17 protein-coding genes are annotated in these 18,989 nt (G+C 62.1%); 12 read left to right on the top strand and 5 right to left on the bottom strand.

Annotated features, from left to right (window positions below; translation table 11 throughout):
* Positions 1-53 precede the first annotated feature (53 nt).
* On the bottom strand, positions 54-350 hold the full coding sequence (gene groES / locus H4W29_RS05525) for a co-chaperone GroES (protein WP_004675403.1): 297 nt from the start codon (positions 348-350) through the stop codon (positions 54-56).
* 310 nt (positions 351-660) lie between these two features.
* Between groES and H4W29_RS05520 the strand changes: the two genes are divergently transcribed.
* The gene (locus tag H4W29_RS05520; protein WP_192728033.1) at positions 661-1,509 is read left to right on the top strand and encodes a TIGR01459 family HAD-type hydrolase; all 849 of its coding nucleotides are present in this window, start codon (positions 661-663) and stop codon (positions 1,507-1,509) included.
* Between the two features lie 14 nt (positions 1,510-1,523).
* Entirely contained in the window at positions 1,524-2,507 is a 984-nt protein-coding gene (locus H4W29_RS05515) for a bifunctional riboflavin kinase/FAD synthetase (protein WP_192728032.1), read from the top strand.
* Positions 2,508-2,569: 62 nt separating this feature from the next.
* On the opposite strand, the gene H4W29_RS05510 is transcribed toward H4W29_RS05515, so the two are convergent.
* Positions 2,570-3,784: an MFS transporter gene (locus H4W29_RS05510; RefSeq protein ID WP_192728031.1), complete on the bottom strand. Its 1,215-nt coding sequence runs from the start codon at positions 3,782-3,784 to the stop codon at positions 2,570-2,572.
* 461 nt (positions 3,785-4,245) lie between these two features.
* Here H4W29_RS05510 and ileS point away from each other — a divergent pair, with 461 nt between their 5' ends.
* Together ileS and H4W29_RS05500 are read left to right on the top strand one after the other, a co-directional pair.
* The gene (ileS, locus tag H4W29_RS05505) at positions 4,246-7,152 is read left to right on the top strand and encodes an isoleucine--tRNA ligase (protein WP_192728030.1); all 2,907 of its coding nucleotides are present in this window, start codon (positions 4,246-4,248) and stop codon (positions 7,150-7,152) included.
* A 131-nt stretch (positions 7,153-7,283) separates the two neighbouring features.
* Positions 7,284-7,913 carry a hypothetical protein gene (locus H4W29_RS05500; protein ID WP_192728029.1) on the top strand — a complete coding sequence of 210 codons (630 nt, stop codon included), beginning with the start codon at positions 7,284-7,286 and terminating at the stop codon, positions 7,911-7,913.
* Between the two features lie 46 nt (positions 7,914-7,959).
* On the opposite strand, the gene H4W29_RS05495 is transcribed toward H4W29_RS05500, so the two are convergent.
* Together H4W29_RS05495 and H4W29_RS05490 are read right to left on the bottom strand one after the other, a co-directional pair.
* On the bottom strand, positions 7,960-8,265 hold the full coding sequence (locus H4W29_RS05495) for a hypothetical protein (RefSeq protein ID WP_192728028.1): 306 nt from the start codon (positions 8,263-8,265) through the stop codon (positions 7,960-7,962).
* Positions 8,262-8,699 carry a nucleoside deaminase gene (locus H4W29_RS05490; RefSeq protein WP_192730678.1) on the bottom strand — a complete coding sequence of 146 codons (438 nt, stop codon included), beginning with the start codon at positions 8,697-8,699 and terminating at the stop codon, positions 8,262-8,264. Before H4W29_RS05490 ends, H4W29_RS05495 begins: the two co-directional genes overlap by 4 nt.
* Positions 8,700-8,788: 89 nt before the next feature.
* Here H4W29_RS05490 and H4W29_RS05485 point away from each other — a divergent pair, with 89 nt between their 5' ends.
* The 3 genes from H4W29_RS05485 to H4W29_RS05475 are packed head-to-tail and all read left to right on the top strand — an operon-like array spanning position 8,789 to position 12,260.
* Positions 8,789-10,816: a pseudouridine synthase gene (locus tag H4W29_RS05485; protein WP_192728027.1), complete on the top strand. Its 2,028-nt coding sequence runs from the start codon at positions 8,789-8,791 to the stop codon at positions 10,814-10,816.
* Complete coding sequence (gene rsmD, locus H4W29_RS05480; protein WP_192728026.1) at positions 10,797-11,357, top strand: 16S rRNA (guanine(966)-N(2))-methyltransferase RsmD; 561 nt, start codon at positions 10,797-10,799, stop codon at positions 11,355-11,357. The genes H4W29_RS05485 and rsmD overlap by 20 nt, the downstream gene beginning before the upstream one ends.
* A 21-nt stretch (positions 11,358-11,378) precedes the next feature.
* Positions 11,379-12,260, top strand: a complete 882-nt coding sequence (locus H4W29_RS05475; protein ID WP_192728025.1) for a patatin-like phospholipase family protein — start codon at positions 11,379-11,381, stop codon at positions 12,258-12,260.
* Between the two features lie 12 nt (positions 12,261-12,272).
* On the opposite strand, the gene H4W29_RS05470 is transcribed toward H4W29_RS05475, so the two are convergent.
* Positions 12,273-14,084, bottom strand: coding sequence for a monovalent cation:proton antiporter-2 (CPA2) family protein (locus H4W29_RS05470; protein WP_192728024.1), 1,812 nt, complete (start codon positions 14,082-14,084; stop codon positions 12,273-12,275).
* A gap of 115 nt (positions 14,085-14,199) precedes the next feature.
* Here H4W29_RS05470 and H4W29_RS05465 point away from each other — a divergent pair, with 115 nt between their 5' ends.
* From H4W29_RS05465 to H4W29_RS05445, 5 genes are all read left to right on the top strand, one after another.
* Positions 14,200-15,549, top strand: a complete 1,350-nt coding sequence (locus H4W29_RS05465; protein WP_192728023.1) for a TldD/PmbA family protein — start codon at positions 14,200-14,202, stop codon at positions 15,547-15,549.
* Between the two features lie 16 nt (positions 15,550-15,565).
* Positions 15,566-16,372, top strand: a complete 807-nt coding sequence (locus H4W29_RS05460; RefSeq protein ID WP_192728022.1) for a 3'(2'),5'-bisphosphate nucleotidase CysQ — start codon at positions 15,566-15,568, stop codon at positions 16,370-16,372.
* Positions 16,373-16,433: 61 nt separating this feature from the next.
* Complete coding sequence (locus tag H4W29_RS05455) at positions 16,434-16,682, top strand: DUF4170 domain-containing protein (protein WP_192728021.1); 249 nt, start codon at positions 16,434-16,436, stop codon at positions 16,680-16,682.
* A gap of 167 nt (positions 16,683-16,849) precedes the next feature.
* On the top strand, positions 16,850-18,169 hold the full coding sequence (gene waaA, locus H4W29_RS05450) for a lipid IV(A) 3-deoxy-D-manno-octulosonic acid transferase (RefSeq protein ID WP_192728020.1): 1,320 nt from the start codon (positions 16,850-16,852) through the stop codon (positions 18,167-18,169).
* 9 nt (positions 18,170-18,178) lie between these two features.
* The gene (locus H4W29_RS05445) at positions 18,179-18,898 is read left to right on the top strand and encodes an HAD family hydrolase (RefSeq protein ID WP_192728019.1); all 720 of its coding nucleotides are present in this window, start codon (positions 18,179-18,181) and stop codon (positions 18,896-18,898) included.
* Positions 18,899-18,989 lie beyond the last annotated feature (91 nt).

Here is an 18,989-nt window from a genome sequence, read left to right as displayed (position 1 = left end):
GAGAACTCCTGAAAAGGGGTGTCAGCGATATCGGATGAAAGACAACCGGCTGATTAGCCGATGATGCCCATGATGTCGGCTTCCTTCATGATCAGAAGGTCTTCGCCGTTGATCTTGACTTCGGTGCCCGACCACTTGCCGAACAGAACACGGTCGCCAGCCTTGACGTCGAGTGCAACGACCTTGCCGGACTCGTCACGAGCGCCGGAGCCGACAGCGACGATCTCGCCTTCCTGCGGCTTTTCCTTAGCGGTATCCGGGATGATGATGCCGCCCTTGGTCTTCTCTTCGGATTCAACGCGACGGACAACGACGCGATCGTGAAGGGGGCGGAAATTGGTGCTTGCCATTGTCTAATCCCTCGATCAAATGACATTCGCGGACCGGGGTGGTCCACATGGTGAATGTTAGCACTCAACTCCCGTGAGTGCTAGCGCCGTGCATTTAGGGATGGCTCCGGAAGGAGTCAAGGAGAGCCATCACGGATTTTTGTGCCGGAATTGTGGAGACAGGCAGGGATTTGTCCGGCGTGGTTACCGGGCGTTGCTCAAGTCCAGCTTTTGAGCCTCCTGCGTTCTTCGCCTGACGCAGAAAATGCCTTGCCATTAAAGCCCGCCTTTGCAATGTCACCGGTGACTGAAAGCGAAGCAGGAAAGCGGAATGGCAAAGCGGATTGCGAACTTCTCCGAGATCACCGATCGATATGACGCGGTGTTCTGCGATGTCTGGGGCGTCGTTCATAACGGCGTCGATCCGTTTCCCAAAGCCGGTGAGGCGCTTCAGGCAGCCCGCGCCGCGGGTCTGACCGTCGTTCTCATCACCAATTCGCCGCGCGTTTCCTGGCAGGTCGTCGAGCAGCTGCGCCAGATCGGCGTGCCCGATGGCGCTTATGACCGCATCGTCACCTCGGGCGATGTCACCCGGGCGCTGATTGCCGAAGGCCCGCGTGAAGTCTTCCTGCTCGGCCCCGAGCGTGACAACCCAATCCTTGAAGGCCTCGACATCGAGCGCGCCGCCGCGGGCGAAGCTACTTCGGTTGTCTGCACCGGCTTCTTCGACGACGAGACGCAGAAGCCGGAGGATTACACCGACATGCTGCTGGACTTCAAAGCCCGCAACGTGCCGATGATCTGCGCCAATCCCGACCTTGTCGTCGAGCGCGGTCATCGCATCATTCCCTGCGCCGGCGCCATGGCCGCCTATTACGAGCAGCTCGGCGGCTCCACCCGTATCGCCGGCAAGCCGCACCGGCCGATCTATGAGGCGACACTTGCCGCCGCCCGCGAAGTCCGAGGCGATTTTCCTGTTAACCGCGTGCTGGCGATCGGCGATGGCATGCCGACGGATGTTCGCGGCGCCTTGAATTACGGCCTCGACCTTCTTTACATCAGCGGCGGGATCCACGCGAAGGAATATACGCTGAACGGTGAGACCGATGAGGCGATCCTGCATGCCTATCTCGAACGGGAAAAAGCTGCGCCCAAGTGGTGGATGCCGCGCCTCGCATAAGAGAATTGAAGCCGATGACCGTTTTTCACCGCAATGAAACCCGCGATCCGCTGCCCGAGCATCTGAAAGGCGGCGTCATCGCCATCGGCAATTTCGACGGCGTCCACCGCGGTCATCAATCGGTGCTGAACCGGGCTCTCGATATTGCAAGGGAGCGTGGCATTCCGGCCCTGGTTTTGACCTTCGAGCCGCATCCGCGCACCGTTTTCAAGCCGGATGCACCGGTCTTCCGCCTGACGCCGGCGCCCTTCAAGGCCCGCATCCTGGAGGAGCTGGGCTTCAACGCGGTCATCGAATATCCCTTCAATTACGAATTCTCGCAGCGCTCGGCGGATGATTTCATCCATTCCATCCTGAAGGACTGGCTCGGTGCGTCCGAAGTTGTGACCGGCTTCGACTTCCATTTCGGCCGCGGCCGTGAGGGCGGGCCTGCCTTCCTGATGGATGCTGGCAGCAAATATGGTTTCGGCGTCACCCTGATCGACGCATTCCGCGACGAGAACACGGACGTCGTCTCATCGAGCCATATCCGTGCGCTCCTGAAGGAAGGCGATGTCTCCTCGGTCGCCGCCATGCTCGGCTATCACTATACGGTGCAGGCGAAGGTGATCGATGGCGAGAAGCTTGGCCGCCAGCTCGGCTTCCCGACCGCCAATATGCAGCTGCCGCCGGAGGCGGAACTTGCAGCCGGCATTTACGCCGTTCGTTTCCGCCTCGAAAACGGCAGGCTCTATGATGCAGTGGCAAGCTATGGCCGCCGCCCGACGGTGACGGAAAACGGTGCGCCGCTGCTCGAAACCTATCTTTTCGATTTCAGCGGCGATCTCTACGGCCAGACCTGCTCGGTCTCCTTCTTCGGCTATCTTCGCCCCGAACTGAAGTTCGACGGGCTCGATCCGCTCGTCGCGCAAATCAAGCGCGACGAAGAGGAGGCGAGGGCACTGCTATCAGGTGTGAGACCGCTCGGCGAGCTCGACCGGAAGCTCTGTTTCGATTAAGCAATTCCAGCAAAAGTGCCTGAGCGTTTTGCGTTCGGAATTGCGCAAAAACGAAGAACCGCTCAGGCCGCGCCAAGCGCGGGCTGCGCCTTCTGTCGCGGCAGCGGCGGGAATGCGAGCGCGATCGCCGCCGCACCGAGCCCGACCAAGGCGGAGCCGATGAAAAGCCAGGAATAATTGGCATAGGTGTCGTAGATCCAGCCGCCGACCAGCGGGCCGAAGGCCATGCCGAGGCTTGAGAGCATTGTCGCCGCCCCGAAGACCGTGCCGATGATGCGCGGGCCGAAATATTCACGCGCCAGCACGGCATAGAGCGGCATCACGCCGCCATAGGCGCTGCCGAAGATGACGGCGAGTGCATAGAACTCCCCGAGCTTGCTGACGGCAAGATAGGTTGCAAGGGCCGCCGCCTGCACCAGCAGGCCTGCGATGATGACCGGCTTCACGCCGATCCGATCGGCCAGCGTGCCATAGAGCAGGCGTCCGCCGAGACCGGCAAGACCCTCGACACTGTAGATGCTGACGGCAGCCATCGGCGCGACGCCACAGAACGTTGCGTAGCTCACCATATGGAAGATCGGTCCGGAATGGGCGGCACAGCAGGCGAAGAAGGTCAACCCCAGCACGATGAACTGCGGCGAGCGGAAAACCCTCCAGAGATTGGGGGCACTGCCATCGGCTGACACGATGGCCTCCTGCATATCCTGCGGCGGCGACGGCCGCCGACGTACGAGAAGTGCTGCTGGGATCATCAGGATGAGTGCACCGATGCCGATGATCAACATCGCCGGGCGCCATTCATAGGCGGTGATCAGCCAGCGCGCGAAGGGCGAGATCGTCATCGGCGCAACACCCATGCCCGCCGAAACCAGGGAGACGGCAAGGCCGCGGTTCTCGTCGAACCACTCCGTCGTTGCGGCGATCATCGGTGCGAAAAAGGCGCTGGCCGAGAGCCCGACCAGCACGCCATAGGTCAGCTGGAACTGCAGCAGCGTTTCCGCGCGGCTGGCAAGCATCAGCGCCAGCCCGAGGATGACGGCACCGATCAGCACCACCGGACGTGGTCCGTATCGGTCGCTGGCAGCGCCCCAGAAGAAGCCGCCTATGCCCATGACGATGAAATTCAGCGTCATCGCGCTGGCGATGCCGGCATGCGACCAGCCGGTCGCGTCGGCGATCGGTTGCTGGAAAATGGCGAGAGAAAACATGGCGCCGAGAGCAACGCACGTCATCAGTGCGCCGGCTGCGACGATTACCCAACGATAGGAACTGCTCATATCCACATCACTCCTTGCGGGCGGGTTTGATCGGCATGATGAATTTCCCATGCCTGCCAGTCAAAGACGTTCGGGCAGTCTGGAATTCGACAGGGACTGCGGATTTTTTGCATTGGGAGCAGTAAATCGTCGCCGTCATCGTCAATCTCCTCGCGCCGGCGAGGGGAATAGCAAGAGCCTGAGTGCCGCAGAAAGCAAGCCACAGGCGTCCGGCCGCGGCATCTTCGCAGCGGCTGGAGACTGAAATCCCTCTTCCTTTTCCAGCGAAAAGCGCCTATGAACCGGCGCAATGAGTAAATTCCGGCTGGCGCATTCGATACGAATTATCGGCCCGGTCTTCCGCGCGCGCTGAGCGGCCGGAAGGTCCGGGTTTTCGGCGCTTGGCTTGCGCGAGCGCTTTCCGTCACCACAGATTTCATATCGCGCGCCCTTGTCCGGGCCGCCAGAAACGATTGTCACACATGACCGACACAGCCGAAAAGATCGATTACTCGAAAACCCTCTATCTGCCCGAAACGGATTTTCCGATGCGCGCCGGCCTGCCGCAAAAGGAACCGGAACTTGTTGCCCGCTGGCAGCAGATGGACCTCTACAAGAAGCTGCGCGCCTCCGCCGCCGGCCGGGAAAAGTTCGTCCTGCACGACGGCCCGCCCTATGCCAACGGCAACATCCATATCGGCCACGCGCTGAACAAGATCCTCAAGGACGTCATCACCCGCTCCTTCCAGATGCGCGGTTACGACTCCAATTACGTTCCCGGCTGGGACTGCCACGGCCTGCCGATCGAATGGAAGATCGAGGAAGAGAACTATCGCGCCAAGGGCAAGGCCAAGCCTGACCTGAGCGAGCCGTCGGCGATGATCGAGTTCCGCCGCGAATGCCGCGCCTATGCCGAAAAGTGGATTGCCATCCAGGGCGGCGAGTTCCAGCGCCTCGGCATCGTCGGCGATTTCGAAAACCCCTATCTGACGATGAACTTCCACGCGGAAAGCCGTATCGCCGGCGAACTCTTGAAGATCGCCAGGAGCGGTCAGCTCTACCGCGGCTCCAAGCCGATCATGTGGTCGGTCGTCGAGCGCACTGCGCTAGCGGAAGCCGAAGTCGAGTATCATGACTATGAGAGCGACACGATCTGGGTGAAGTTCCCGGTTGCGAAGGGCTCCGATGTCCTCAAGGACGCCTTCGTCGTCATCTGGACGACCACGCCCTGGACGATCCCCGGCAATCGGGCGATCGCCTATTCCTCGCGCGTTTCCTACGGCCTTTACGAAGTGACGGCTGCCGAGAACGATTTCGGCCCGCGTCCGGGCGAAAAGCTGATCTTTGCCGACAAGCTCGCCGAAGAATCCTTTGCCAAGGCGAAGCTGCAGTACAAGCGTCTCGCTGATGTCACGGCCGCCGATCTCGCCGGCATCACCTGCGCCCATCCGCTGAAGGGCCTCGGTGGCGGCTACGAATTCCTGGTACCGCTACTCGATGGCGATCACGTCACCGACGATGCCGGTACGGGCTTCGTCCACACCGCACCGAGCCACGGCCGCGAAGACTTTGATGTCTGGATGGCGCATGGCCGGGAGATCGAGGCACGCGGCATCGAAACCAAGATCCCGTTCCCGGTCGACGACGGCGGCTTCTACACCGCCGATGCGCCCGGCTTCGAAGGCGCGCGCGTCATTGACGACAACGGTAAGAAGGGCGATGCCAACGACCGCGTCATCAAGGCGCTGATCGAGGCCAACGCGCTCTTTGCCCGCGGCCGCCTGAAGCATCAGTATCCGCATTCCTGGCGTTCCAAAAAGCCGGTGATCTTCCGCAACACGCCGCAGTGGTTCGTCTATATGGATAAGACGCTCGCGGACGGAACGACGCTGCGCACCCGTGCCCTGAAGGCGATCGACGACACCCGCTTCGTGCCGGCCGCCGGCCAGAACCGTCTGCGCGCCATGATCGAACAGCGCCCGGACTGGGTTCTCTCCCGCCAGCGCGCCTGGGGCGTGCCGATCTGCGTCTTCGTCGACGAGCATGGCGAGGTGCTGCAGGACGATGCCGTCAACCAGCGCATCCTCGACGCGTTCGATGCCGAAGGCGCCGATGCCTGGTTTGCCGAAGGCGCCAAGGAGCGCTTCCTCGGCAACGAGCATGACCCGGCCAAGTGGTCGCAGGTCATGGATATCCTCGACGTCTGGTTCGACTCGGGCTCCACGCACACCTTCACGCTGGAAGACCGCCCCGACCTGAAATGGCCGGCCGATCTCTACCTCGAAGGCTCCGACCAGCATCGCGGCTGGTTCCATTCCTCGCTGCTGGAATCGGCTGCGACGCGTGGCCGTGCGCCTTATGACACCGTCCTCACCCATGGCTTCACCATGGACGAGAAGGGCGAGAAGATGTCGAAGTCGAAGGGCAACGTCACAGCACCTCAGGAAGTGATGAAGGATGCCGGCGCCGATATCCTTCGCCTCTGGGTCATGACCTCGGACTATGCCGACGATCTGCGCGTCGGCAAGACGATTATCCAGACCAATGTCGATGCCTATCGCAAGCTGCGCAACACGATCCGCTGGATGCTCGGCACGCTGGCGCATGACAAGGGTGAGGTCATCGCGCTCGCCGATCTGCCGGAGCTGGAGCAGCTGATGCTGCACCGCCTCTCCGAACTCGACCAGCTCGTGCGCGAAAACTACGACGCCTTCGACTTCAAGAAGATCGCCCGTGCGCTCATCGATTTCGCCAATGTCGAGCTCTCGGCCTTCTATTTCGACGTTCGTAAGGACGCGCTCTACTGCGATGCGCCCTCCAGTCTTCGCCGCCGTTCGGCCCTCTATGTCATCCGCACGATCTTCGATTGCATGGTGACCTGGCTTGCGCCGATGCTGCCATTTACGACGGAAGAGGCATGGCTCTCGCGCAATCCTTCAGCCGTCTCTGTGCATCTGGAGCAGTTTGCCCCGGTTGCCAAGGAATGGCGCAACGAGGCGCTGGCCGAGAAGTGGAAAAAGATCCGCGCGATCCGCAGCGTCGTGACCGGCGCGCTCGAAATCGAGCGTAAGGATAAGCGCATCGGCTCGTCGCTGGAAGCGGCACCTATCGTCCATGTCGCCGATGCGGAACTCCGCAAGGCGCTGGAAGGGCAGGATTTCAGCGAAGTCTGCATCACCTCGGGCATCACGATCGAGACGAGCGCCGGCCCGGCTGATGCTTTCCGCTTGAGCGAAGTGCCTGAAGTTGCCGTCGTCCCGGCGCTGGCCGAAGGCGTAAAATGCGCCCGTTCCTGGCGCATCACCACTGATGTCGGCTCCGATCCGGATTATCCCGACGTTTCGGCGCGTGACGCTGCGGCCCTGCGCGAACTCGGCATCCGTGGCTGAAGATATTTGCCGGGTGAATTGCCTTTATGGCGTTCATCCGGTAAAAGCTGCCTGAAAATGGCCGGATTTTTGCGTCAGGGGGACGATTGTCCGGTGGGCAGTACTGATTCCGGCATGCGGGAAGGGTTTTCATGTTAGCGACGCATTGGTTCCGTTTGGGCGCCTGCCTGTCTCTTGTTATGGCGGGAAGCTCCATGATGTCCGGCTGCGCCAGCAGCCCGACCTACGGCACCGACAAGACCGCCATGGAACAGCTTGCCGACGACCTCGGCCAGTCCGTTTCGCTGACAGGCCCCGGCCCCAAGAACACCGGCGTGAAGTACACGCCGCGCCCGACGCTGGTCATGCCCGCTCCGGGCCAGAAGGAAACCCTCGTTCAGCCGCAGGAAACGGTTGCGAACAAGGATAATCCCCAGTGGGTTGAATCGCCGGAAGAAGCCCGTACGCGTCTCGTCAAGGAAGCCGACGAGAATTCGGATAATCCGAGCTATCGTTCGCCGCTCGCCAGCTCCGCCATCGAAGGCGGCCGCCAGACGACAGAAGCCCAGACCAAGGCCTATCGCGAAGCGCGCGCCCTGCAGAAGGGCGCCTATATCGACCAGCGCCGCTACATTTCCGATCCGCCGACCGAGTATCGCGCCGTCGATGACCCGGCAAAGCTCGATGATCTCGGCACGCCGGAGCAGAAGAAGGCCAAGCAGCGCAAGAAGGATGCAGCGGTCGCCAATAGCGGCACCAAGTGGTGGCAGATCCTTCAGTAAGAGCAATTCAGCAAAAGCGTCTAGCGGTTTTGCGTCGGGAAATGCTTTAACGGCGCGACGCGTTAAACCAGCGTTGTGTCAGCGTGATATGCAGAAGCTGGCACGCGAGAAAGACGCCACCCATCAAGGCGATATCGGCGTTGCGCGCTTGGTCGCCGAGCAGGATCGCGGCCATGATGATAGCTGCAAGCCCTGGAATGAAGGTGAAAGCGATCGTCCGCGGCGCCGTCCAGTTCACACTTCCTTTCAGTGACCATTGCATTGGCAGCTTCGCCACGCCGGGCGCAACTGTTCGGTTGGCGTAGGCGGCGAGCGCGCCCATCACGATGATGGTTCCGATGGCCAGGATCATGGCAGGTCTCTTCTCTCAGAAAAGAATGCCCTCAGCATATCCGCCGCTTCCGTCTCGTTGAAGCCTGAATAGACCTCCGGTGCGTGATGGCAGGTCGGCTGAGCATAGAAGCGCACGCCGTTGTCGACTGCTCCCCCCTTCGGGTCCTCCGCGCCATAATAGAGCCTGCGGATGCGGGCGAAGGAAATGGCTGCCGCACACATGGTGCAGGGCTCCAGCGTGACATAGAGATCGGCGCCGGTAAGCCGTTCCTGGCCAAGCTCTTCGCAGGCCATGCGGATAGCGGCGATCTCGGCATGCGCGGTAACGTCGTTGAGCTCCCGCGTTCGGTTTCCGGAGACGGCGATTGCCGCGCCATCGACGACGACGACGGCGCCGATCGGCACTTCGCCGCGATCTCCCGCAGCGCGCGCTTCCCTTAACGCCATCTCCATAAATCGATTTGTCTTCACGTTCGCAGAATTTCCACTTAACCGCAGGTGCATGACCTGATAGACAGGCCGAAAAGGCAGGCAAACAACAAATGACACCCAAAGACAAGCCAAAACGCCCCGGCACCACGGCCCCCGCGCGCGAAGCCCGGGCCAAAAGCGGCCCGAAGAGGGGCAGCGAGAAGCCGTTGAAGGCTGCTGCCGCGAAAGCCGCTGCTAACGAAGCGGATGGCGACGCCAAGGCGGAACGCATCTCCAAGGTGATGGCGCGCGCCGGCGTCGCCTCCCGTCGCGATATCGAGCGCATGATCATGGACGGCCGCGTCACGCTGAACGGCAAGCTCCTGGACACGCCCGTCATCAACGTCACGCTTGAAGACAAGATCGAAGTCGATGGCGTGCCGATCCGCGGCATCGAGCGCACGCGCCTCTGGCTCTACCACAAGCCGCAGGGTCTTGTGACGACGAATTCCGATCCCGAGGGACGCCCGACCGTCTTCGACAATCTGCCGGAAGAACTACCGCGCGTCATGTCGATCGGTCGTCTCGACATCAACACAGAGGGCCTGCTGCTGCTCACCAACGATGGCGGCCTGGCCCGTGCGCTGGAACTGCCGACCACCGGCTGGCTGCGTCGCTACCGCGTCCGCGCGCACGGCGATATCGACCAGGATGCGCTGGACAAGCTGAAGGATGGCATTGCCGTCGACGGCGTTCTCTACGGCTCGATCGAGGCGACGCTCGACCGCACGCAGGGGTCCAATGTCTGGATCACCATGGGCCTGCGCGAAGGCAAGAATCGCGAAATCAAGAACGTGCTCGGCGCGCTCGGCCTCGAGGTCAACCGGCTGATCCGCGTCTCCTACGGCCCGTTCCAGCTTGGCGAATTGCCGGAGGGTCACGTGATCGAAGTGCGCGGCCGCACGCTGCGCGACCAGCTTGGGCCACGTCTCATCGAAGATGCCAAGGCGAATTTCGACGCGCCGATCTACAACGCCCCGGCCGTTACCGCCGAAGAGGCTGAGGAACCGGCGCCCGAGCGTCGCGAACGCCCGCGCCGCGACGAAGACAAGCGCGAACGTGCGCTGAGCCGCCTCGACACCAAGCGTGATGACAGGCGGGATGACCGTCGTGACGATCGCCGTGGCGACGATGACAAACCGAAGCGCCCGGCGCTCGGTACCCGTCGCAACGCCAATGTCTGGATGGCGCCCGGCGCGCGTCCGCTCGGCGAGAAGGCGGCGGCCAAGGCTGCCAAGAATGCCCAGACCGCACGTCGTCGCGGCGAGACGGCCTCCCCGGCGAAGGAACAACGCTTCGATCGCGGCCCGGATCGTCCGCGCCCGCAGATCAATCGCGTCCACGAAGAGGATGGCGAGTGGATCCGTTCCAGCGAGGAACAGCCCCGCAAGCGCGACGAGGACGAAGGTTTCGGCCGCAAGCGCTCTTTCGGCGATCGCCCGCCGCGTGGTGAGGGTGGCGATCGTCCGCGCTCGGCCCGAGGCTTTGGCGGTGAGGGTCGCTCCGAGCGTCCGCGTTCCTTCCGTGATCGTCCACGTGAGGATGGCGAACGCTCTTCGCGTCCGGCCCGCAGTTTCGGCGGCGAAAGCCGCTCCGACCGTCCGCGTGGCGACAAGCCTTTCGGTGCGAAGCCCCGCGGCGAACGCGGTCCGAGGGCAGAGGGTGAAGGAGGTGCACGTCCTTTCCGCTCACGTGAGGATGGCGGCGAACGCTCCTCGCGTCCGGCTCGCAGCTTCGGCGGCGAAGGTCGCTCGGAACGCCCGCGTGGCGACAAGCCTTTCGGTGCGAAGCCCCGCGGCGAGCGCCGTCCGAGGGCAGAGGGTGAAGAAGGTGCACGTCCTTTCCGCTCGCGTGAGGATGGCGGCGAACGCTCCTCGCGTCCGGCCCGCAGCTTCGGCGGCGAAGGTCGTTCGGAACGTCCCCGTGGCGAAAGATCCTCTGGCGACAAGCCCTTCGGCGACAAGCCGCGTGGCGCAAAGAATTTCTCCGGCAAGCCGAAGGGCGATCGGCCCGGTGGCGGCGGCAAGCCTTCCGGCGGGCCGTCCAGAGGTGGTGCGAAAGGCAAGGGAATGACGCGCGGTGCGGATCGTCGGCGGTGAGTTTCGCGGACGGCCGCTAGCCGTACCAAAATCCAACGACATCCGGCCGACTGCGGACCGGACGCGTGAGAGCCTATTCAACATTCTGAGCCATGCCTATCCGGAATGCGTCGATGGCACCCGGATACTCGATCTTTTCGCCGGTACAGGCGCCGTCGGCCTCGAGGCCGTCTCGCGTGGCTGTCGCCATGCGCTATTCGTTGAAAACAGCGTGGAGGGCAGGGCGCTCCTCTGGGAAAACATCGATGCGCTGGGCCTGCATGGCAGGACGCGAATCCTGCGCCGTGATGCGACCGATCTCGGCAGCATTGGCAATCTCGAGCCTTTCGACATGCTCTTTGCCGATCCGCCCTATGGCAGGGGGCTGGGAGAGAAGGCGCTTGCGGCCGCTGCCGACGGCGGCTGGCTCAAGCCTGGAGCGATTACCGTTCTGGAAGAACGCGCGGATGTTGCCGTTTCGGTTCATCCCTCCTATGTTTTCCTCGAAAGCCGAATATTCGGCGACACAAGAGTACATTTCTTCCGGTATCAGCCGCAGTAGTCGGCACGTTGGGAGCAGGTCGTGCCGCAGGCGGAAATCATCAGTCCGAAATCGCCTGCGATCAGCGACCTTCCGACGGTTGCTGTCGCCTTCGGCGGCGGTGGCGCACGCGGCCTCTCGCATATCCACATCATCGAAACGCTGGATGAGCTCGGCATCCGCCCGGTGGCGATCTCAGGGTCCTCCATCGGCGCCATTATGGGCTCCGGCATGGCCGCCGGCATGTCGGGTGCTGAGATCCGCGAACATGCGCTGGCAACCGTCGGCAACAAGGCAGCCGTCGTCAGCCGTATCTGGGGGCTGCGGCCGACAACGGTGCGTGATGCCGTCGCCAAGGGCATCCGTATCGGTCAGTTCAATCTCGAACGCATCCTGAAAGCCTTCCTGCCCTCAGAGCTTCCGGCGCGCTTCGAGGATCTGCTGGTGCCGATGAAAGTGATCGCCACCGACTATTACGGCCAGGCCGAGGTCATCGTCGAACAAGGCCAGCTTTTTCCGGCACTCGCCGCATCATCGGCTATTCCTGCGGTGTTCATGCCGGTGAGACTGCATGGCCGGGTGATGATCGATGGCGGCATCGCCAATCCCGTTCCCTACGAGTGCCTGATGGACCTCGCCGATATCGTCATCGGCATCGATGTCGTCGGCGCGCCCGAAGGCGACGGCACCCATATTCCGAACCGGATGGAAAGCATCTTCGGCTCCGGCCAGCTGATGATGCAGGCGGCAATTTCCCTGAAGCTGAAGCTCCTGCGGCCGCATATCTTCCTGCGCCCCATCGTCGGTCGCACAGGCGTCATGGATTTCCTGAAGGCGCGCGACGTGCTCGCCATGTCCGTTGGCGTCAAGGACGAGCTGAAATATGCGCTCGACCGGGAAATCGAGGCGCGGCTGAAGCGGTAAACCGGTACTGCCTCAGGCGTCTGCCGTCACATCGGCCGTATTTGCCAGCGGATCGTTGTCGAAGGGATCGGGCGCACGCTTGGGTTTGACCAGCGGTTCCGGATGGATCGGCTTCGAAAACAGCAGGTCCTGTCCCGCTTGCAGGCCCTCGGAAACCTGCAGCACGAGCCGCGCTTCGTCGCGCTTGCGAATGTCCTCGCCGATCTCATAGGCATTGACTTCGGAAACGCCAAGCGCCTCCAGCGTGCGCCGGCCGAAGAGCAGGCCGGATTCCAGTGTTTCGCGTAGCTCGTAGTCGACGCCCTTGTTGCGCAGTTCGATGGAGTGAATACGGTCATAGGAGCGCACGAAGAGCGTCGTCTGCGGGTAGTCGGCCTGGATCAGTTCGACCACCTTGTCGGTGATCTCTTTCTTCTGGGTGCAGACGAGCACGATCTTGGCCCGGTCGATGCCGGCCGAGCGCAGCACATCCTTGCGAGTGCCGTCGCCGAAATAGATGCGGAAACCGAAGGAGGACGCCTGCCGGATGCGGTCGGCGGAAAAGTCGATGACGGTCACGCTCCGGCCGCCGGCAAGCAGGATCTGGGCGGCGATCTGGCCAAAACGCGAGAAACCGACCATCAGCACATCCGCACCCGCACCCTCGAAATCCTCGTTGAGTTCTTCATGTTCCTCTCCCGACAGCATCCGTTTGGAAAGGGCGGCACCCAGAGGTGTCAGCGCCATGGAAAGGGTGACGATCGCAACGAGCAGCGAAGCTGTACTGCTGGGCATCAGTCCCGCGACGGCAGCCGTGGTGAAGAGGACGAAGCCGAATTCACCCCCTTGCGGCAGCAGGAAGGCGATGCGTACGGCATCATTATGTGAGGAGCGTGCCGCGCGGCAGAGCATATAGATGATGAGCGCTTTCACGGCCATGATGATAGGCACGGCGATGATGATGAAGAGCACGTTGTCGAGCAGTACCTGAAGCTGCAGCGACAGCCCGACAGCAATGAAGAAGATAGCGAGAAGCACGCCGCGGAAGGGTTCGATATCGGCTTCCAGCTCATGCCTGTAGGAGGATTCCGCCAGCATGACGCCGGACAGGAAGGCGCCCATCGCCATCGAGAGCCCGGCAAGCTGCATCAGGCTTGCCGATCCCATGACGACGAAAAGCGCGGCCGCGATCATTGCTTCGCGCGCGCCGGTACGCGCAATGATCTGGAAGAGCGGCGTCAGCAGGTATCGGCCCATGATGATCATCGCGCCGACTGCGGCCACGGAGATAGCGAAATCGACCAATGGATTGCCGCTGCCCTTGTTGCCATCGAGGATAGTGACCACAGCCAAAAGCGGGACGATCGCCAGATCCTGAAAGAGCAGCATGGAGAAGGAGCGCTGCCCGTAGCGGGTGTTCACGTCGCCATCGCCTTCGAGGATCTGCATGGCGAAGGCGGTGGAGGAGAGCGCCAGCCCAAAACCCGCAACGATGCTGCCGCGCCAGTCGAGAACGCCGGAGGCCCATGCAAGTGCTGTCAGCGCCAGACCCGTTACCACCACCTGTGCCGTACCGAGACCGAAGATGTCGCGCCGCATCTGCCAGAGGCGGGTGGGCTTCAGTTCAAGACCGATGATGAACAGCAGGAAGACGACACCGAGTTCGGCGACATCGAGGATCTGCTCGCCATCCGTGATGCCATGGAAGATCGGCCCGATGACGATACCCGCCGCCAGATAGCCGAGAACCGTGCCGAGCCCGAGCTTCTTGAAGATCGGTGCGGCGACGACCGCGCCGCCGAGCAGCAGGATCGTTTCGGTGAAAAGCGCGTTGGGTGCGGACATGCTTCATTTCTTTCGGGTGGCGGGGCAAGCAGGCAGCCAGGAAAAGAATCGGCATCCACGGCCTTGATGCTTTCAGGAGTGCACAATAAATGGAACGGGAAGGAAAGGCCAAATCATGTCCTCTGAAATCGATTCCTCGACACTTCTTTCCCGCGCAAGTCAACTGATCGATCTGGCGAGAAAGGCAGGCGCCGACGCCGCCGACGCCGTGGTCGTCCGCTCGCGCGCCCAATCAGTCAGTGTACGCCTCGGCAAGGTCGAAGGAACCGAGTCCTCCGAGAGCGATGACTTCTCGCTGCGTGTCTTCGTCGGCAAGCGAGTGGCAAGCGTTTCCGCCAATCCGGGCTTCGACCTGCAGGCTCTGGCCGAACGCGCGGTGGCCATGGCCAAGGTCTCGCCGGAAGATCCGTTTGCCTGCCTCGCCGATGAGAACAGGCTCGCGAAAACCTATCCCGATCTGCAGTTGCTCGATACGACCGATGTCAACGCCGACCAGCTGCGGGAGGCAGCCCTTGCTGCAGAAGCTGCAGCCCTTGCCGTGAAAGGTGTCACCAATTCCTCCGGCGCTGGCGCCTCTGCCGGCCTGGGCGGGCTGGTGCTTGCCACCTCGCATGGCTTCGAAGGCAGCTATATGGCGTCGCGCTTCGGCAACTCCGTCAGCGTCATTGCCGGCGAAGGCACCGGCATGGAGCGCGACTACGATTTCGACAGCCGTCTCTATTATTCCGAACTGGACGATCCCGCCGAGATCGGCCGCCGGGCCGGCGAGCGCGCCGTCAAGCGCGTCAATCCCCGGCAGGTGCCGACCGGCAAGGGTATTACCGTCATCTTCGATCCGCGTATTGCTCGTGGTTTCGTCGGCCATATTGCCGGCGCCATCAATGGTGCGTCGGTTGCCCGCAAGACGAGCTTCCTGCGTGACAAGATGGGTCAGCAGGTGCTGAAGTCAGGCCTGTCGATCACCGACGATCCCCTGATCGTGCGGGGCCCGTCCTCCCGTCCCTTCGATGGTGAGGGCGTCTCCGGCGAGCGGCTGGTGATGATCGAGGACGGCGTGCTCAAACACTGGTTCCTGTCGACTTCCACTGCAAACGAGATCGGCGGTCTGGAAACCAATGGCAGAGGCGTGCGCGGCGGCACCTCTGTCACGCCCGCCTCCACCAATCTGGCGCTGGAGCCCGGCGACATCTCGCCCGAAGAGCTGATCCGCAGCGTTGGCAACGGTTTCTACGTTACCGAGCTGATCGGCCAGGGCGTCAACATGATAACCGGCGAATATAGCCGGGGTGCAACTGGTTTCTGGATCGAAAACGGCGAACTCACCTTCGCGGTATCGGAGGTGACGATTGCCTCGAACCTCAAGGACATGTTCATGCGGCTGACGCTCGCCAACGACATAGACCGCAAATTCGGTGTCGCGGCTCCGACCTTCGCCATTGAAGGCATGACGCTTGCCGGCCGCTGACGAACGGATCGACGCGATGAGCGACACGGATAACCGCTGGCAGAGCGATCTCGCGCTGATCGCCGATGCTGCAAAACAGGCGGGCGCCGTCGCACTTGGTTTCTTCAACAAGTCACCGGAAGTCTGGTGGAAGAACGAGGAACGCTCGCCCGTCAGTGCCGCCGATTTCGCCGCCAATGAAAAGCTTGAAACCATCCTGCGCAGGGCGCGGCCGAACTATGGCTGGCTGTCCGAAGAGACCGACGACGATGCCGGTCGCCTGGAACACGAGACGCTGTTCATCGTCGATCCGATCGATGGCACACGGGCCTTCCTCGCCGGCAAGGATCTCTGGTGCGTCAGCGTCGGCATCGTCCATCGTGGCCGCCCGGTTGCCGGCGTACTTTATGCGCCGGCGCTCGATGAACTCTACGAAGCGGTGGAAGGTGGTGCGGCGCTGAAGAACGGCGAACCGATTTCCGTCTCCACGCGCGGTGAGGCCGATCTCAGCCAGCTTGCGGTCAGCGAGGAGCTGTTCAAGCTTCTGCCGGCGGCAGTTCGCGAACGCAGCGAGCGTGTCAAACATGTCCCCTCGCTCGCCTACCGCATCGCCATGGTGGCCGACGGCCGTCTGGACGCGACGTTTGTTGGGCGCAATGCCCACGACTGGGATATTGCCGCCGCCGATCTCATTCTGGAGCGGGCCGGTGGCTGCCTTGTTGACCTCACAGGTCGTCCGGCAACCTATAATAGAGAAAAAGTCAGCCACGACGCTCTTTGTGCCACGCCAATTACCCGCCTTCAGGAATATCTGGACTTACTCACTCAGCTAAGAGACGGTTGACGTTTCCGTCAAAATCCCTCAGATGAGGGGCCGGAGGAGAATAGGCAGAAAGAGAATAAAAATGACGGACTCCGGCGGTAAAAAGCAGCTCCTGCACCTCGTCTTCGGTGGCGAACTCGAAAACCTCGATGGCATCCAGTTTCGTGATCTGAAGGATCTCGATATTGTCGGTATTTTCCCCGACTATGCCACGGCACTGACGGCCTGGAAGGCCAAGGCGCAGCAGACGGTCGACAATGCGCATATGCGCTATTTCATCGTCCACATGCATCGTTTGCTCGATCCGCAGGATACGACCGGGAGCAAGTGACCCGCGCAGCAAATCGGCTTGTCCTCCGCTGTCCACAGCGGGGGCCTTCGCGCATCGGTTCTCGCCCTCGTTCGACGCATTCTGAACAAATTGATCGGTCATGGCGGCCGCAACGATAATTAGGGAATTGGATTGATGTCGGTCTGCATGGATCGGAGGCCTACTGAATGAGCTCCCGGATGGCGCGGATCGGTCTGAGCGCGTACCGTCTGGCGGGAACTGTGGCGTCGCCGGTCGTCGGCCTCTACATCACCTACCGCACGGCCAAGGGCAAGGAAGATCGTGCCCGCCGGTTGGAGCGCTTTGGCTATGCGAGCGCCAATCGGCCGCAAGGCCCGCTCGTCTGGTTTCATGCCGCAAGTGTCGGCGAAACCAACGCTGTCATTCCCCTGATCCGTGAAATTCGCCGCCGTGACATCAATGTCATCCTGACGACAGGCACCATCACCTCCGCGAGGCTTGCCGCTGAACGTCTCGGCAATGACGCGATCCATCAATATGTGCCGCTCGACCTGAAGCCCGCCGTTGGCCGCTTCCTCGATTACTGGCAGCCGGATTGCGCCATCATTGCCGAATCCGAGATCTGGCCCGCAACCGTGCTCGAACTTGGCCGTCGCCGCATTCCGCAGATCCTCGTCAATGCCCGCATGTCGGACCGCTCCTTCGCCCGCTGGCGCCGCCGCCCGTCGCTTGCCGAGGCACTCTTCGAAAACCTGGCGCTCGTCATCGCCCAGTCGGATTTGGATGCCGAGCGTTTCCGTGATCTCGGCGCCGTGCCGGTCATCACGTCAGGTAATCTGAAGGTCGATACCGACGCGCCGCCCTATGACGGCGCTGTCTTCGCCCGCTACAAGAAGCAGATCGGCGACCGCAAGACATGGGCAGCGATCTCCACCTTCGACGGCGAGGAAAATGCAGCCGGCATCGTCCACCGGGCGCTGCGTGACCGCGACAAGCAGCTGACAATCATTGTGCCGCGCCATCCCGAGCGCGCTGACGAGATCGAGGCAGCCCTCGTCAAGCAGGGGCTGAAGGTCGCCCGCCGTACACGAGACGATGTCCTGACCCCCGATATCGATATCTTCCTTGGTGATACGATCGGCGAAATGGGCCTTTATCTGCGCCTGACGGAAGTGGCCTTCGTCGGCCGCTCGCTCTTTGCCGAAGGCGGCCAGAACCCGCTCGAGCCGGCCATGCTCGGCTGCGCCATCCTGTCGGGCGGCAATGTGCAGAATTTCCGCGAGGCCTATCAGAAACTCGCCCGCAGCGGCAGCGCCCGCATGGTGCGCGACACCGAGATGCTGGCGAAGGGCGTGCATTACTTGCTGACCAATGACGAGGCGCGCGGCAAGATGATCCAGGCCGGCATCGCCACCGTGCATGAAATGCGCGGCGCGCTGAGCGCCACATTGAAGGGGCTGGAGCCCTATATCAATCCGTTGACGGTGAAGGCGCGTTTGCTGCCGAAGGCCGCGGCGCAGGCCTGAGGAGCGGTCATGTCGGCAGAGAAGATCAGGGGCATCCTCTTCGACAAGGACGGTACGCTGCTCGACTATGATGAAAGCTGGCTGCCGGTAAACCGAGAGCTTGCCCGCATCGCCGCCGAAGGCGACGCGACGCTTGCCGATCATCTGCTTGCCGCATGCGGCATGGACCCCGTCACGGGCCATATCGTTCCCGACAGCCTGCTTGCTGCCGGCAATACCCACCAGATCGCGGAAGGCCTCGTTGCCGCTGGCTCGAAGGTCGATGTGATCGAACTGACGATCAAGCTCGACAATCTCTTTGCCAATGCCGCAGAATTCTCGGTGCCGGTCACCGATCTCGCAGCCTTCTTCGGACGCCTGCACAAGCGCGGCTTCAAGCTCGGCATCGCCTCCAGCGACAATGAGCGCTCGATCCGCCAAACGGCCCAGCGCTTCGGCATTTCCGACTATGTCGACTACATCGCCGGTTACGACAGCGGCTTCGGCAGCAAGCCTGAGCCCGGCATGGTGCTGGGCTTTTGTGCTGTGACGGGCCTGCAGCCGGAAGAGATCGCCATGGTTGGTGACAACAACCACGATCTTCATATGGGCAGGAATGCAAAAGCCGGCCTGACGATCGCGGTTCTGACCGGCACCGGCTCGCGTGAATCGCTCTCCGCCGCCGCCGATCACGTTTTGGACGACATCACCCACATCGAAGCCCTATTGCCGGATCTGCAACTGGCTTGACGCGCAAAGGCTTGCATTTTCACGCATTTTGGCTTCTCAATCCGCCCTGGTCGATTTTGTGAGACCTCGCCTGGGGGTGAGGGCAAGGGAA

The organism is Rhizobium viscosum (assembly GCF_014873945.1).
GTDB lineage: Bacteria > Pseudomonadota > Alphaproteobacteria > Rhizobiales > Rhizobiaceae > Rhizobium > Rhizobium viscosum.
This window is presented reverse-complemented; position numbering and strand designations above follow the sequence as displayed.

Excerpts from the sequence above, each read along its gene's own strand:
- waaA (WP_192728020.1), top strand. The coding sequence starts at position 16,850 with ATGAGCTCCCGGATGGCGCGGATCGGTCTGAGCGCGTACCGTCTGGCG.
- H4W29_RS05445 (WP_192728019.1), top strand. The coding sequence starts at position 18,179 with ATGTCGGCAGAGAAGATCAGGGGCATCCTCTTCGACAAGGACGGTACG.
- H4W29_RS05460 (WP_192728022.1), top strand. The coding sequence starts at position 15,566 with ATGAGCGACACGGATAACCGCTGGCAGAGCGATCTCGCGCTGATCGCC.
- H4W29_RS05455 (WP_192728021.1), top strand. The coding sequence starts at position 16,434 with ATGACGGACTCCGGCGGTAAAAAGCAGCTCCTGCACCTCGTCTTCGGT.
- H4W29_RS05490 (WP_192730678.1), bottom strand. The coding sequence starts at position 8,699 with ATGGAGATGGCGTTAAGGGAAGCGCGCGCTGCGGGAGATCGCGGCGAA.
- H4W29_RS05470 (WP_192728024.1), bottom strand. The coding sequence starts at position 14,084 with ATGTCCGCACCCAACGCGCTTTTCACCGAAACGATCCTGCTGCTCGGC.
- H4W29_RS05495 (WP_192728028.1), bottom strand. The coding sequence starts at position 8,265 with ATGATCCTGGCCATCGGAACCATCATCGTGATGGGCGCGCTCGCCGCC.
- H4W29_RS05510 (WP_192728031.1), bottom strand. The coding sequence starts at position 3,784 with ATGAGCAGTTCCTATCGTTGGGTAATCGTCGCAGCCGGCGCACTGATG.
- H4W29_RS05465 (WP_192728023.1), top strand. The coding sequence starts at position 14,200 with ATGTCCTCTGAAATCGATTCCTCGACACTTCTTTCCCGCGCAAGTCAA.
- H4W29_RS05500 (WP_192728029.1), top strand. The coding sequence starts at position 7,284 with ATGTTAGCGACGCATTGGTTCCGTTTGGGCGCCTGCCTGTCTCTTGTT.
- H4W29_RS05485 (WP_192728027.1), top strand. The coding sequence starts at position 8,789 with ATGACACCCAAAGACAAGCCAAAACGCCCCGGCACCACGGCCCCCGCG.
- H4W29_RS05515 (WP_192728032.1), top strand. The coding sequence starts at position 1,524 with ATGACCGTTTTTCACCGCAATGAAACCCGCGATCCGCTGCCCGAGCAT.
- ileS (WP_192728030.1), top strand. The coding sequence starts at position 4,246 with ATGACCGACACAGCCGAAAAGATCGATTACTCGAAAACCCTCTATCTG.
- H4W29_RS05520 (WP_192728033.1), top strand. The coding sequence starts at position 661 with ATGGCAAAGCGGATTGCGAACTTCTCCGAGATCACCGATCGATATGAC.
- groES (WP_004675403.1), bottom strand. The coding sequence starts at position 350 with ATGGCAAGCACCAATTTCCGCCCCCTTCACGATCGCGTCGTTGTCCGT.